Origin of the sequence: Streptomyces sp. ISL-1 (genome assembly GCF_018614585.1) — a bacterium.
Lineage (GTDB): Bacteria > Actinomycetota > Actinomycetes > Streptomycetales > Streptomycetaceae > Streptomyces > Streptomyces maoxianensis.
In genome coordinates, this window is sequence record NZ_JAGGOI010000034.1 from 23,512 (window position 1) to 37,144 (window position 13,633).

Here is a 13,633-nt window from a genome sequence, read left to right on the forward strand (position 1 = left end):
GGCCCCGGTGGACGGGGCGGAACGGCGGGTGCTGTGGTCGGGTGGGAGTGTGCAGACCCTTCTTCCCGAGCCAGTGAGGCGGCTTGCCGCCTGGTGTGGGGTCATGCTGCTGCTGGCCGGGGTGGTCGCAGTCGGCGTGTGGCTGGTCGTGACGCTCAAGACCGCCGTGACGCCCGTGCTGCTCGCGCTGCTCGGGACCGCCCTCCTCGGGCCCCTGAACCGGTGGCTCGTCAAGATGAAGGTGAATCGCTCGCTCGCGGCCGCGCTGACCTGTGCGGCCGTCGTCGCCGTCGTCGGCGGAGCCATGTACATCATCGTCAACGCGCTGATCGAGACCGGCGACCAGATCATCTCCTCGCTGCGGCTGGCCGCCAAGGATCTCGCCAAGTACTTCGGGGCCGCCGGGACCTCGCTCGACGACGTTGCCGGCAATGCGAAGGAACTCCTGGGGAAGTTCGGCGGGACCGCCGCGTCCGGGGTGATCACCGGGCTGAGTGTGGTGGGCGAGCTGATCGCCACCGCCGTGCTGGCGCTGCTGTTCAGTTTCTTCTTTCTGCGGGACTCGGACAGGGCCGTAGGCGCTCTGCGCTCCCTCGTGCCCGGTACGAGCGGCGACGTCGCCGTGGCCATGGGTCGGCGGGCCTTCGGGGCCGTCGAGGGGTTCATGCGCGGGACGACGTTCATCGCGCTCATCGACGCGGTCTGCATCACCGTCGGGCTGCTGATCCTGCGCGTCCCCGGGGCCATCGGGCTCGGCGCGCTCGTCTTCGTCGCGGCGTACATCCCCTATCTCGGGGCCTTCCTCTCCGGCGCCGTCGCCGTGCTCGTCGCGCTCGCCGACCGCGGGTTCGTGATCGCGCTCTGGGTGCTGGGCGTGGTTCTCGCCGTGCAGGTGCTGGAGGGGCATGTGCTCCAGCCCATGATCCAGAGCCGTATGGTGCGGATGCATCCGGCGGTCGTGATACTGGCGATCACCGCGGGGGCGTCCGTCGCCGGCATTCTCGGGATGCTCCTCGCCGTACCGCTCACTGCCGCCGCCTTCGGCGTGCTCAGCGAGCTCAGGACGCGTTACGCGGGCGAATCCGGGTCCGGGTCCGGACCCGTCTCCGGGGCAGCGGACTCGTAGAGCTCGAACCAGATCGACTTGCCCTCGCCCCGCGGATCCACCCCCCACGCGTCCGCGAGCATTTCCATCAGCAGCAGGCCACGCCCCGACGAAGCCAACTCGCCCGGCCACCGCCTGTGCGGCAGCTCGTCGTCGGCGTCCGCGACCTCCACGCGCAGCCGCCGATCCGCATCCCCGCAGGTCACCTCCGCCACCAGCAGCGCGTTCCGGTCCGTGTGGACCAGCACATTGGTGAGCATCTCGGAGACCATCAGCACGGCGGCGTCGATCTGCTCCCTGTCCGTCCAGTCGTGCAGAAGCTCCCGCATTTGCTGCCGGGCGGCCGCGATCCGCTCGGGCTCCGCCTGGGCCACGCCCATCGCCGTGCGCCGCGGGGCCCGAGGCGTCGGTGTGCCGTCCCGGGAGATCAACAGGACCGCGATGTCGTCCTCGCGCCGGTCGGCGAGCGGCCCGGTGGTGGAGTGCGAGGCGGGGCCGTGCACCGCGTGGACGAGGGTGTCGGCGAGCTCCTCCAGGGATTGGTCCGCATGGTCCTCCAGGACCTTGCGCAGCCGCGCCCACCCCGTGTCCAGATCGTGCCCGCCGGTCTCCAGGAGACCGTCCGTACAGATCATCATCGTCTCGCCGGGCTCCAGCACCAGCCGCGTCGTCGGATAGTCCGTGTCCGGGTCGATGCCCAGCGGCAGTCCGCCTTCGGCGGGGCGCACCAGCACCGTGCCGTCGGAGGTCCGCACTACCGGCTCGGGGTGGCCGGCCCGGGCGATCTCGATGCGGCCGGTGGGCGGGTCGACCTCCAGATAGAGGCAGGTCGCGAAGCGCGGGCTGGAGTGGTCGCCCTCCTCGTACGCATCCGCCCCGGAAAAGTCATGCAGCCCGTGCAGAAAGCGGGAGGCGCGGGAGAGCACCGCGTCGGGCCGGTGCCCCTCGGAGGCGTACGCGCGCAGGGCGATCCGCAGCTGGCCCATGAGTCCGGCGGCGCGCACATCGTGGCCCTGAACGTCGCCGATGACGAGGGCGACGCGTCCGGTCGGCATGGGGATCATGTCGTACCAGTCACCGCCGACCTGGAGGCCGCCGCCCGTCGGGATGTACCGCGCGGCGACCGACATGCCTGGGACCTCGGGCCCGAGCACCGGCATCATCGAGCGCTGCAGGCCGAGGGACAGCTCGCGCTCGGAGTCGGCCACCTCGGCGCGGGCGAGGGCCTGCGCCAGCATCCTGGCGACCGTGGTCAGCACGGACCGTTCGTCGGGGGTGAAGGCGACCGGGTGCTTGAACGCGGCCATCCAGGCACCCATCGTGCGCCCGGCGACGATCAGCGGCAAAAAGGCCCACGACTGCCGGCCGAAGTCCTTCGCCAGCGGCCAGCTGGTGGGGTAGCGGCGGCGGTACTCCAATGGCGTCGGCAGATAGGAGGCCCGGCCGGTGCGCACCACCTCGGCGGCCGGGTAGTCCGCGTCCAGCGGCATGTCGCTGAACGGGTGGTCGTCCCCCGGCTTGTGCCCGTGGTGGCCGACGATCGTGAGCCGGTCGCCCGCCACCCCGAAGACGGCCAGGCCGTCCGGCGAGAAGCCCGGCATGGACAGCGACGCGGCGACCCGCAGCACCTCCGCGGTCGAGCGGGCCTCGGCCAGCGCCCGGCCCGCGTCCAGCAGGAACGCCTCGCGTGAGCGCCGCCAGTCGCCGGTGATCGGACTCTGCGCGGCGGTCGTGCCCGGCTGCGGCTCGGCGACCTCCTGGAGCGTGCCGACCAGTTCCAGGTCGGTGCCGCGCATCAAGGGCTTGGAGCGGCTGCGTACGGTACGGAGCACATGGCCGGCCTCGTCGACGACCCGCAGTCTGGCCTCGGCGAGGGTTCCCTCGGCGACCGCGAGATTGACGATGCCGTTGATCTCGTTCCAGTCGACCGGGTGGAAACGGGAGCGCACGGCGGACTGGGGGAAGCCGCCCGATTCGCCCGGCATCCCGAGCAGCCGGGCGGCCTCGGCGTCGAGGGTCACCGTCCCGGATGCGTTGTCCCACCGCCATAGGCCGGTCGCGATCGCGGCCAGGACGTCCTCGGTGCGCATTGCCTCACTTTATTCCGATCTTCATTGCGACGACCTGCCGGGGCCCCTGGCATGTGTATGTCAATGAGGTGTGCGGGTGCAGGCCGGTACCCTTGACGGGCCCACCTCTCTCAAATTTGCTAAGACTGGATGAACGACGATGCATCGGTACAGGTCCCACACCTGCGGCGAGCTCCGCGCCTCTGACGTCGGAACCGACGTCCGGCTGAGCGGCTGGCTGCACAATCGTCGAGACCTGGGCGGCATCCTCTTCATCGATCTGCGCGACCACCACGGCATCACGCAGCTCGTCGCCCGCCCCGGCACCCCCGCCTACGAGACTCTCGACAAGGTGAGCAAGGAGTCGGTCGTCCGCGTCGACGGCAAGGTCGTCTCGCGCGGCGCCGCGAACGTGAACACCGATCTGCCCACCGGCGAGATCGAGGTGGAAGTCTCCGACGTCGAGGTGCTCGGCGCGGCCGCGCCGCTGCCCTTCACCATCAACGCCGACGACGGCGTGAACGAGGAGCGGCGTCTGGAGTACCGCTTCCTCGACCTGCGCCGCGAGCGCATGCACCGCAACATCATGCTGCGTACGGCCGTGATCTCCGCCATCCGGCACAAGATGACGGCGCTCGGCTTCAACGAGATGGCGACCCCCATCCTGACCGCGACCTCCCCCGAGGGCGCGCGCGACTTCGTGGTCCCCTCCCGGCTGAACCCCGGCAAGTTCTATGCGCTGCCGCAGGCCCCGCAGCAGTTCAAGCAGCTGCTGATGATCTCCGGCTTCGACCGCTACTTCCAGATCGCGCCGTGCTTCCGCGACGAGGACGCCCGCGCGGACCGTTCGCCGGGCGAGTTCTACCAGCTCGACGTCGAGATGAGCTTCGTCGAGCAGGAGGACGTCTTCCAGCCGATCGAGAAGCTGATGACCGAGCTCTTCGAGGAGTTCGGCGACGGCCGGCACGTCACCTCGCCGTTCCCGCGGATCCCGTTCCGCGAGGCGATGCTCAAGTACGGCACCGACAAGCCGGACCTGCGCGCCCAGCTGGAGCTCGCCGACATCACTGACGTCTTCGAGGGCTCGGAGTTCAAGGCCTTCGCCGGAAAGCACGTACGCGCGCTGCCGGTGGCGAACACGGCTTCCCAGCCGCGGAAGTTCTTCGACGGCCTGGGCGACTTCGCCGTCGAGCAGGGCGCGAAGGGCCTGGCCTGGGTGCGCGTGGGCGAGGACGGTGCGCTGACCGGCCCGATCGCGAAGTTCCTCACCGAGGAGAACGTCAAGGTCCTCACCGAGCGGCTCTCCCTCGCGCCCGGCCACGCGGTCTTCTTCGGCGCCGGCGACGTCGAGCAGGTGTCCAAGATCATGGGCGCGGTCCGCGTCGAGGCCGCCAAGCGCGCCGGCCACTTCGAGGACGGCGTCTTCCGGTTCTGCTGGATCGTCGACTTCCCGATGTACGAGAAGGACGAGGAGACCGGCAAGATCGACTTCTCGCACAACCCGTTCTCGATGCCCCAGGGCGGCCTCGAGGCCCTTGAGACCCAGGACCCGCTGGACATTCTGGGCTGGCAGTACGACATCGTCTGCAACGGCGTCGAGCTGTCCTCCGGTGCGATCCGGAACCACGAGCCCGAGATCATGTTCAAGGCGTTCGAGATCGCGGGCTACTCGAAGGAGACCGTCGAGCACGAGTTCTCCGGCATGCTCCGCGCCTTCCAGTACGGCGCCCCGCCGCACGGCGGCATCGCGCCGGGCGTCGACCGCATCGTGATGCTGCTGGCCGACGAGCCGAACATCCGCGAGACGATCGCCTTCCCGCTCAACGGCAACGCGCAGGACCTGATGATGGGCGCGCCGACCGAGCTGGACGAGTCGCGGCTGCGCGAGCTGAACATCGCGCTCCGCAAGCCGGTCGCGGACAAGGACAAGCCTGCCAAGTAGCCAAGTAGTACGTACGCCGAGGGGGCCCCGGACCGGAAGGTCCCGGGGCCCCCTCGGCGTTCCCCCGCTCCGGATGGCTCGACTCCGCGAGGGTCGCTCCGTGCTGAGGGGCGTTCAGGCCTCGCTCACCCTCGGCGTCGGCCCGGACGAGGCGCACGAGGGCACCGGCTGACGTGCACCCCTGATCGAAGGGCCCCGGAACCGAGCGGTTCCGGGGCCCGTCCTGCGTGCCGCGGGCAAATCCGACAGGCGCGCCACCGTGTTCCACGCCCCGCGCTGATCGGCGGAGTCCCGGCCGCCCCCGGACTCAGTGATCTTCGTCAGCCTCTGTGTCTCCGGCGACGCCTCACGCGTTGTGACCGAAACGCGACAGATGATAGTACATGTCCGATTCGATGTCCGGGCGCCGAGGTCGTCCCCAGCCCGACCGCGACCCCGAAGCAGCACATCAAGCCGTCGAACTGAAAGGCCCGCCCATGTCCTTCCGCACAGGACCGTTCCAGGTGGTCGCACTGACCGTCGCTGGTCTGCTGCTCACCGGCTGCGCGGGCGATGCCGGCAATGCCGGGCCCCCGGCCGCCAGGAGACCCGCGAATGACGCCAGGCCCGGCCCTGTCGGGCAGCTCGGCTCCAGGGCGCAGGTCGTCCCGGCGCTGGAGATCCCCTCCCTCGGACCACGGACCCGCGCCAAGATCACCGCGGCGAACCGGCAGGCGGTCGTGGTCGTCGGCAACCACCCCAACTCCAACCAGTCCGTCGCCATGCTCTACGAGCGCGAAACCGTAGAGGGCTGGAAGCCCGTTGCCGGCCCCTGGTCGGCGCACAACGCCCTGCTCGGCTGGACCGACGACCACCGCGCGGCCGACAACCGATCGCCCATCGGGGTCTTCGGCCTCACGGACGCGGGCGGCAGACTGCCCGACCCCGGCACGAAGCTCCCGTACGACCAGGAACCCGCCTTCGACGCGCCCGGCACCGGCTTCCAGGGGGAGTCTCTCGAGGGGTCCTTCGACCATGTCGTGGCCATCAACTACAACCGCGAGCCAGGGAACACCCCGCTCGACTGGACACGGCCGCTCGGCGCGGAGAAGGGCGGCGGCATCTGGATCCACGTGGATCACGGGGGGCCCACGCAGGGCTGCGTCTCGCTGCCGCTCGCCCGGATGAAGGAGCTGCTGCGGTGGCTGGACCCGGCGAAGCAGCCGGTGGTGGTGATGGGCGACGCCGCGGCGCTGGGACGCTGACACGCGGGAAGGACCTACACACGTCAAATGGGGCCCCGGACCAGGTCCGGAGCCCCATTCGTACGCCTGACTACGCGGGTCGTACGCCTGACTACGCGGGCTTCTCCTCCAGGCGCGGGAACAGCACCGCACCCTTCGTCACCGTCACGCCCGCCGGGAGCCTGCCCCACTGCCCGTCCTGGACCCGCTGGTCAGCGAGGGCGCCCAGCGACGCCTCCGCGCCGAGCGAGTCCCACAGGGCCTGCGAGGTCTCGGGCATGACCGGGTTCAGCAGCACCGCGACCGCGCGCAGCGACTCGGCCGCCGTGTACAGGATCGTCGCGAGACGGGCCTTGCCCTCCTGCGAGTCGTCCTTGGCGACCTTCCACGGCTCCTGCTCCGTGATGTAGCCGTTGACCTGCTTCACGAAGTCGAAGACCGCCAGGATGCCGCCCTGGAAGTCCAGCTCGTCGCCGATCTTCCGGTCGGCCTCGGCCACCGCCTTCGCCAGTCCGGCCTGGACCGCCTTCTCCGCCTCGCCGGACGCCGTCGCCTCCGGCAGCGCGCCGCCGAAGTACTTGCCGACCATCGCCGCGACACGGGACGCGAGGTTGCCGTAGTCGTTGGCGAGCTCGCTGGTGTACCGGGCGGTGAAGTCCTCCCAGGAGAACGACCCGTCCTGGCCGAACGCGATCGCGCGCAGGAAGTACCAGCGGTACGCGTCCACGCCGAAGTGCGAGGTGAGGTCCTGCGGCTTGATGCCCGTCAGGTTCGACTTCGACATCTTCTCGCCGCCGACCATCAGCCAGCCGTTCGCGGCGACGCGACCGGGCACCGGCAGGCCGTTCGCCATCAGCATCGCGGGCCAGATGATCGCGTGGAAGCGCAGGATGTCCTTGCCGACCAGGTGCACATCGGCGGGGAACGTCTCTTCGAACTTCGCCGGGTTCTCGTTGTAGCCGACCGCCGTCGCGTAGTTGAGCAGCGCGTCGATCCAGACGTAGATGACGTGCTTGGGGTCCCACGGCACCGGGACGCCCCAGTCGAACGTCGAGCGCGAGATCGACAGGTCCTGCAGGCCCTGCTTGACGAAGTTCACGACCTCGTTGCGGGCGGACTCGGGCTGGATGAAGCCGGGGTTGGCCTCGTAGTACTCCAGCAGCTTCGGGCCGTACTCGCTGAGCTTGAAGAAGTAGTTCTCCTCCTTGAGGATCTCCACCGGCTTCTTGTGGATCGGGCAGAGCTTCTGCCCGGCGTACTCGCCCTCGCCGTCGAGCAGATCGGCGGGGATCTTGTACTCCTCGCAGCCCACGCAGTACGGGCCTTCGTACCCGCCCTTGTAGATCTCGTCCTTGTCGTACAGGTCCTGCACAAACTCCTGCACACGGTCCGTGTGCCGCTTCTCCGTCGTACGGATGAAGTCGTCGTTCGCGATGTTCAGGTGCTCCCAGAGGGGCTTCCAGGCCTCCTCCACGAGCTTGTCGCACCACTCCTGCGGGCTGACGCCGTTCGCCTCGGCAGTGCGCATGATCTTCTGACCGTGCTCGTCCGTGCCGGTGAGGAACCACACCTTCTCGCCGCGCTGACGGTGCCAGCGTGTGAGCACGTCGCCTGCGACGGTCGTGTAGGCGTGGCCCAGGTGAGGAGCGTCGTTGACGTAGTAAATGGGGGTCGAGACGTAGTACGCCTTCGCCCCCTGCTTCTCGGATCCAGTGGCCGCCATGGTCGAAATCCTAACGGCCCGCGGAAGGTCCACTCACCCGCATAAAGACGGTGGAGAGCTCTGCGAAACATCTCGTCCTGCAAAAAGGCGCATCCTGGCCCCGGATGCGGGCGCGGCGGGTGCGTGGAGATGGGGAGCGGGGGACGGCGATATGCGGGTACTGGTCGCCGGGGACGAGGAAGTCCTGGCGGGGCTGGTCGCGACCGGGCCGCGACGAGCCGGATTCGCCGTCGACACCGTGTGCAGCGGAGACGCCGCGCTCGCGTATCCGGGCTGCACGACTACGACGTCGTCGTCCTGGACCGCGATCTGCCGCGGGTCCACGGGGCGACGTGGGGCGCAAGCCGGTCGCGACCGCGTCCCGCGCTGACGCCCACGGCGGCACAGTGACGGCCGAGCCCGGACCTGAGGGCGGGCTCGGCCGTCACTGACGCTGCCGGTGACCTAGCTCTGCCAGCGGGCGAGCAGCCCCTCGTACAGCTCGGCGTCGGGGAGCTCGCGCGGGGCGGGGCCGGCGTGGAAGAAGCCGGTGTTGGCCGTGGCGCTGTCGGCGGTGAGCTTACGGAGGTAGTCGAAGGCCTTCGCGTCGTGCTCGCCGAACGCGACGAACTGCCAGAAGACCCCTGCCGATTTGGCGGCGGCCGCGGCGAGGGCGGCGGTGGCGGCGGTCTTGGACTCGGGCGCACCGTCGGTCTGGAAGATCACGAACGCGGGCGCGTCGGCGTCGGCCTTCGCGTGCAGGGCCAGGACCTCTTCGACGGCGAGGTGGTAGTTCGTACGCCCCATCCGGCCGAAGGAGTTGTGGAGCTCGTCGATCCGTCCTTGGTGGGCGGGGAGGGTGAGCTCGCCGGTGCCGTCGATCTCGGTGGAGAAGAAGACGACGTTGACGGTGGCGTCGTCGTCCAGATGCGCGGCGAGCGCGAGGGCCTGCTCGCCGAGGCGCTGGGCGCTGCCGTCCTTGTAGTAGGCCCGCATGGACCCGGACCGGTCGAGCACGAGGTAGACCCGCGCACGGGCCCCGGCGAGCCCACGCTTGCCGAGGGCGGCGCCGGCGGCGGCGTAGTGGGGGGCGAGGCGGGGCGGAATGTCCGCGTCCGCGTCTGCGTCGGCGTCTGCGTCGGCCTTCGGCTCGACATCGCCGACGGCCGCGGCGACGGGCTCGGGCGCGTGTGCCTTGGGCTCGGGCGTGCTGGTCCCGGCCGGGGCGGCCTCCGGCTCGGCGGCGGGAGCGTCAGCGTCGGGCTCTGCGTCGGCGTCGGGCGCCTCAGCCTTCGATTCGGCGTGGACGTCTGCCTCGGCCTCCGTCTTGGCTGCGGGTGCGTCGGCCTCCGGGGTGGCCTCCGGCTCGGCGGGAGCCTCAGCGGCCTCATCCGCCACGGGCTCGCCCGTCTCGTTCTGCGGCTTCGCCGGAGCGACGTTCGTCTCTGCGGGGGCAGAGGCTGCGTCGGCGGCAGGTGCCGGGGCGCTCTCTTTGGCTTCGGCGTCCGCCGTGACGTCGGCAGGGGCCTCGGTCTCCGCTTCGGCGACTGCGGCCTCCGGCGCGGGCGCGGTTCCGGTCTCGGCGGCCGGGGCGACCTCCGGCTCGGTGGCGGCCGGGGGCTCGGTGACCTCCGGCTCGACAACCGCCTCGGCGGCCTCATGCACCACGGGCTCGCCCGTCTCGTTCTCCGGCTTCACCGCGGCGGCGGGCTCGGTCTCCTCGGCCAGGGCGGTCGACGCCTCCGCCTCGGCGGCAGGCGCGTCAGCCTTGGACTCGGCGTCTCCGTCTGCATTGGCCTCCGCCTCGGCGGCAGGTGCCGGGGCGCTCTCTTTGGCTTCGGCGTCCGCCGTGACGACCGCAGGGGCCTCGGCCTCCGCTTCGGCGACTGCGGCCTCCGGCGCGAGCGCGGTTCCGGTCTCGGCGGCCGGGGCGACCTCCGGCTCGGTGGCGGCCGGGGGCTCGGTGACCTCCGGCTCGACAACCGCCTCGGCCGGAGCCGCGGCGGCCTCATCCGCATCCGCCGCCGTCCGCTTCGGCGAGGCCTTCTCCGCCGACGCCTGTGCCGGGACCGACGCGCCCCCGCCCTTCTGGGCAGGGTTGTCGAAAGCCGCCGACACCAGATCCGCCGCCGCCCGTTCCGCCGGGGACGGAGCCGGGACCGACGCTGTGGGCGGCTCCGTGTGACCGGGCTGGGGCGGGACGGAGGTTGTCGTCGACTCGTCGAACTCCGAACGGTCGCGTCCAAACACCTTGCGCAGCAAGCTCCGAATGCCCATGGGCGAGGCCTTTCGCATGAGTGAGTGCGTGAATGTCCGCACTTGGGCCGGGCGTCTTCAGGGTGTCCTGGCCAGGGCGGACACGTCAGGTTACCGGCCAACAGGCCCTGACCCCTGCAGGGGCATGCCCTCGCTGTCAACCCCGCCCCGTCCGCGCCGGATTCATCCCCCGTTCACGCCACGGCTTCCGCATTGCACGTGTACACCCTTAACGTCGCGGCGGAACATATTTCCGACACCATGTCGGCGCAGGCTGCGCCGTAGGAGGACGAAGTGCGCAAATTGCTGCCGCTGTTGAACTCGAACCCCCACGCGGGCGGACGTTCCGCTCTCACCTGCCGATACCGCTGCGGCGACGCCTGCTTCCACGAAGTGCCCAACACCAGCGACAACGAATACGTCGGCGATGTCATCGCCGGCGCGCTCTCGAGACGATCGATGATGCGCACCGCCGCTGTCGTGACCGTCGCCGCTGCCGCCGGCTCCGCCGCCGTCATGGGCCCGGGCGGCGAGCAGGCCGTCGCCGCGCCCGCGGCCACGGACAGTTACGGAAACACGCCCGGCAGGACCGACGGCGCCCGCGGGCTCCGCTTCGCCGCCGTCGCGCCCAACAAGGACGACAAGGTCACCGTCCCCGAGGGCTACTCCCAGAACGTCGTCATCCGGTGGGGCGACCCGATCCTCCGCGGCGCCCCCGCCTTCGACGCCGACAATCAGACCGCCAAGGCGCAGGCGGGCCAGTTCGGTTACAACAACGACTTCCTCTCCCTGCTCCCCCTCCACGGCGAGCACGGGCGGCAGATCCTCGTCGCCAACCACGAGTACACGGACGAAATCCTGATGTTCCGTGGCTACGACGCGGCCAAGCCGACCCGCGAGCAGGTCGAGATCGCCTGGGCCGCGCACGGCCTGTCCGTCGTCGTGGTCCAGGAGGAGCACCGCAGCGGCAAGCTCACCCCGGTGGGCCGCCACCCGCTCAACCGCCGCCTCACCGCGACCAGCGAGTTCAAGGTCACCGGCCCGGCCGCGGGCAGCGCCCTGCTGCGGACGAGCGTCGACCCGACCGGCACCAAGGTCCTCGGCACGCTCAACAACTGCGCCGGCGGCACCACCCCCTGGGGCACCACGCTGCACGGCGAGGAGAACTTCAACCAGTACTTCGCCAACGGCTCCAGCGCCACCGACAAGCGCTACGGCATCGGCACCGCCGCGACCGAGCGCAAGTGGGAGCTCTTCGACAAGCGCTTCGACCTGAAGCAGGAGCCCAACGAGGCCCACCGCTTCGGCTGGGTCGTCGAGCTCGACCCGTACGACCCCGACTTCACCCCGCGCAAGCGCACCGCACTCGGCCGCTTCAAGCACGAGGCCGCGCAGCCCCGCCTGACCGACGACGGCCGCCCCGTCGTCTACATGGGCGACGACGAGCGCTTCGACTACTTCTATAAGTTCGTCTCGTCGAAGCAGATGAAGAAGGGCAACAGCCGCTCCGCCCGCGAGCACAACCGCACGCTCCTCGACGAGGGCACGCTGTACGTCGCCAAGCTCACCGGCGACAGCCCGGCGGCCGAGATCGACGGCACCGGCAAGCTCCCGAACGACGGCGAGTTCGACGGCAGCGGCATCTGGATCCCGCTCGCCAGTGGCGACAAGTCGTTCGTCCCCGGCATGTCCGCCGAAGAGGTGTACATCTTCACCCGCCTCGCCGGTGACAAGGTGGGCGCCACCAAGATGGACCGCCCCGAGGACGTCGAGCCGTCCCCGCGCACCGGCCGCGTCTACGTCGCGCTGACCAACAACACCGACCGCGGCAAGCCCGGCAAGGCCGCCGCGGACGAGGCCAACCCGCGCAACCTCAACAAGCACGGTCAGATCCTGGAGCTCGCCGAGAACTGGGACGACCCGGCCGGCGACGGCTTCGCCTGGCGGCTCTTCCTCGTCGCGGGCGACCCGAACGACCCGTCGACGTACTTCGCGGGCTTCCCGAAGGACAAGGTCAGCCCGATCTCGTGCCCGGACAACGTCGCCTTCGACCCGTACGGCAACCTGTGGATCTCCACGGACGGCAACCAGCTCGGCTCCCACGACGGCCTGTTCGGCGTCGCGACCCACGGTGAGCGGCGCGGTGAGCTCAAGCAGTTCCTGACCGTCCCGTCCGGCGCCGAGACCTGCGGCCCGATAATCCAGGACCGTCGCGTTCTGGTCGCGGTGCAGCACCCGGGCGAGCTCGACGGCGCGTCCGTCGAGAAGCCCGCGAGCGTGTGGCCGGACGGTCCGGGCAAGATCGTCCGTCCGTCGGTCGTCTCCGTCTGGCGCAAGGACGGCCGCGACATCGGTGTGTAAGCCGTAGCTTCACGAGGTGGCGCGTACGTGTGCGCGCCACCTCGTGAATTCCTCCGTCGCGTCGCCCGTGTACGACCACGGCACACGCGTCGCCCGCGTCCCGAGCAGCTCGAACAGCAGCCGGGCCTCTTCGCTCAGCCCGGCATAACAGGCCGCGTGCGCCAGGTAGTTGAGCTCACCGATCTCCTCCGGGGCGGCAGGGCCCTCGGCCCGGCCGTCGATCCAGCGCTCCCAGGTGCGCCGCACCTCGGTCACTGCGAGCTCGTGGTGCCAGTGCCGCCCGAAGTCCCGTACCGGCGCCCTGCCCAGCACGCCCTCGGTGGCATAGCGGTACTCCTCCACCCGCGCGATCTGCACCAGCACCGGCAGCGGCGACCCGGGCGGCGCGGCGCCCGCCGCGTCGCGGGCGAAGTCGTACATCCTGCCGTGCGTGCCGTGCCAGCGCGCCGAGTAGTAGCGCAGCAGCTGCACATGCCCCTCGGTGTTGAAGGGGTCGCGGCGGCGCAACTCGTCGAACCAGGAGCGCAGTTCGCGCCGCGATATCCCCGCCTCGTACAGCCGGGCCACAGTCAGCAGCGACACCCACGGCATCGGGTCGGCCGGCCGCGCGTCGGCCGCGCTCAGACAGGCCATCACCGCCACATCGAGCCGCGCCTCGTCGAGCCCGACGCCGCGGCCCGCCTCGATCGCCTGGTGGAAGACCCGTACGACCTCTGTCGCCGCCCGCAGTACCGCCGCGTCGGGGTTGTCGGGCTCCGCCGCCCGCCAGGTCTCCACCGCCGACGAGCCCGCCGCCGCGTGCGAGAGCAGCCGCAGCCGGTGGGTGCGCAGCGGCCAGTCGTCGCCGGTGGCGCGCAGCAGATCCCGTACTCCCTGCCAGCGGCCGATGACGATGTCGTGGACGGCGTCGGCGAGCGGCCGGTCCCCGAGGGCGGGATCGAAGTCCGGCATGAAGCGGCGGCGGGCTGCGGCCAT

General features: G+C 70.6%; 8 protein-coding genes and 1 pseudogene. 5 read left to right on the plus strand and 4 right to left on the minus strand.

Features of this window, described 5'->3' with window-relative positions; genetic code table 11:
• Positions 1 to 103 precede the first annotated feature (103 nt).
• Positions 104 to 1,126 carry an AI-2E family transporter gene (locus J7E87_RS24430; RefSeq protein WP_215096665.1) on the plus strand — a complete coding sequence of 341 codons (1,023 nt, stop codon included), beginning with the start codon at positions 104 to 106 and terminating at the stop codon, positions 1,124 to 1,126.
• Here the strand turns inward: J7E87_RS24430 and J7E87_RS24435 are convergent.
• Positions 1,069 to 3,195, minus strand: coding sequence for a SpoIIE family protein phosphatase (locus J7E87_RS24435; RefSeq protein ID WP_215096666.1), 2,127 nt, complete (start codon positions 3,193 to 3,195; stop codon positions 1,069 to 1,071). The two genes, J7E87_RS24430 and J7E87_RS24435, sit on opposite strands and share 58 nt — an antisense overlap.
• 139 nt (positions 3,196 to 3,334) lie before the next feature.
• On the opposite strand from J7E87_RS24435, the gene aspS reads away from it, so the two are divergent.
• Positions 3,335 to 5,116, plus strand: a complete 1,782-nt coding sequence (gene aspS / locus J7E87_RS24440) for an aspartate--tRNA ligase (RefSeq protein ID WP_215096667.1) — start codon at positions 3,335 to 3,337, stop codon at positions 5,114 to 5,116.
• A gap of 476 nt (positions 5,117 to 5,592) precedes the next feature.
• The gene (locus J7E87_RS24445; protein WP_215096668.1) at positions 5,593 to 6,360 is read left to right on the plus strand and encodes a L,D-transpeptidase family protein; all 768 of its coding nucleotides are present in this window, start codon (positions 5,593 to 5,595) and stop codon (positions 6,358 to 6,360) included.
• Positions 6,361 to 6,451: 91 nt separating this feature from the next.
• Here the strand turns inward: J7E87_RS24445 and metG are convergent, their stop codons facing one another.
• Positions 6,452 to 8,062, minus strand: a complete 1,611-nt coding sequence (metG, locus tag J7E87_RS24450; RefSeq protein ID WP_215096669.1) for a methionine--tRNA ligase — start codon at positions 8,060 to 8,062, stop codon at positions 6,452 to 6,454.
• A gap of 151 nt (positions 8,063 to 8,213) precedes the next feature.
• On the opposite strand from metG, the pseudogene J7E87_RS35380 reads away from it, so the two are divergent.
• A pseudogene (locus tag J7E87_RS35380) lies at positions 8,214 to 8,424 on the plus strand (response regulator); the annotation flags it as partial.
• A gap of 82 nt (positions 8,425 to 8,506) precedes the next feature.
• Here the strand turns inward: J7E87_RS35380 and J7E87_RS24455 are convergent.
• Positions 8,507 to 10,318 (minus strand): VWA domain-containing protein, encoded by a 1,812-nt coding sequence (locus J7E87_RS24455; RefSeq protein ID WP_215096670.1) that lies wholly within the window; start codon positions 10,316 to 10,318, stop codon positions 8,507 to 8,509.
• A 273-nt stretch (positions 10,319 to 10,591) separates the two neighbouring features.
• Between J7E87_RS24455 and J7E87_RS24460 the strand changes: the two genes are divergently transcribed.
• Positions 10,592 to 12,658 carry a PhoX family phosphatase gene (locus J7E87_RS24460; RefSeq protein ID WP_215096671.1) on the plus strand — a complete coding sequence of 689 codons (2,067 nt, stop codon included), beginning with the start codon at positions 10,592 to 10,594 and terminating at the stop codon, positions 12,656 to 12,658.
• A 9-nt stretch (positions 12,659 to 12,667) separates the two neighbouring features.
• Here the strand turns inward: J7E87_RS24460 and J7E87_RS24465 are convergent, their stop codons facing one another.
• Entirely contained in the window at positions 12,668 to 13,633 is a 966-nt protein-coding gene (locus tag J7E87_RS24465) for a hypothetical protein (protein WP_215096672.1), read from the minus strand.

Coding starts and splice junctions, on each gene's coding strand:
- J7E87_RS24430 (WP_215096665.1), top strand. CDS start 104: ATGCTGCTGCTGGCCGGGGTGGTCGCAGTCGGCGTGTGGCTGGTCGTG.
- J7E87_RS24435 (WP_215096666.1), bottom strand. CDS start 3,195: ATGCGCACCGAGGACGTCCTGGCCGCGATCGCGACCGGCCTATGGCGG.
- aspS (WP_215096667.1), top strand. CDS start 3,335: ATGCATCGGTACAGGTCCCACACCTGCGGCGAGCTCCGCGCCTCTGAC.
- J7E87_RS24445 (WP_215096668.1), top strand. CDS start 5,593: ATGTCCTTCCGCACAGGACCGTTCCAGGTGGTCGCACTGACCGTCGCT.
- metG (WP_215096669.1), bottom strand. CDS start 8,062: ATGGCGGCCACTGGATCCGAGAAGCAGGGGGCGAAGGCGTACTACGTC.
- J7E87_RS24455 (WP_215096670.1), bottom strand. CDS start 10,318: ATGGGCATTCGGAGCTTGCTGCGCAAGGTGTTTGGACGCGACCGTTCG.
- J7E87_RS24465 (WP_215096672.1), bottom strand. CDS start 13,633: ATGGCCGCAGCCCGCCGCCGCTTCATGCCGGACTTCGATCCCGCCCTC.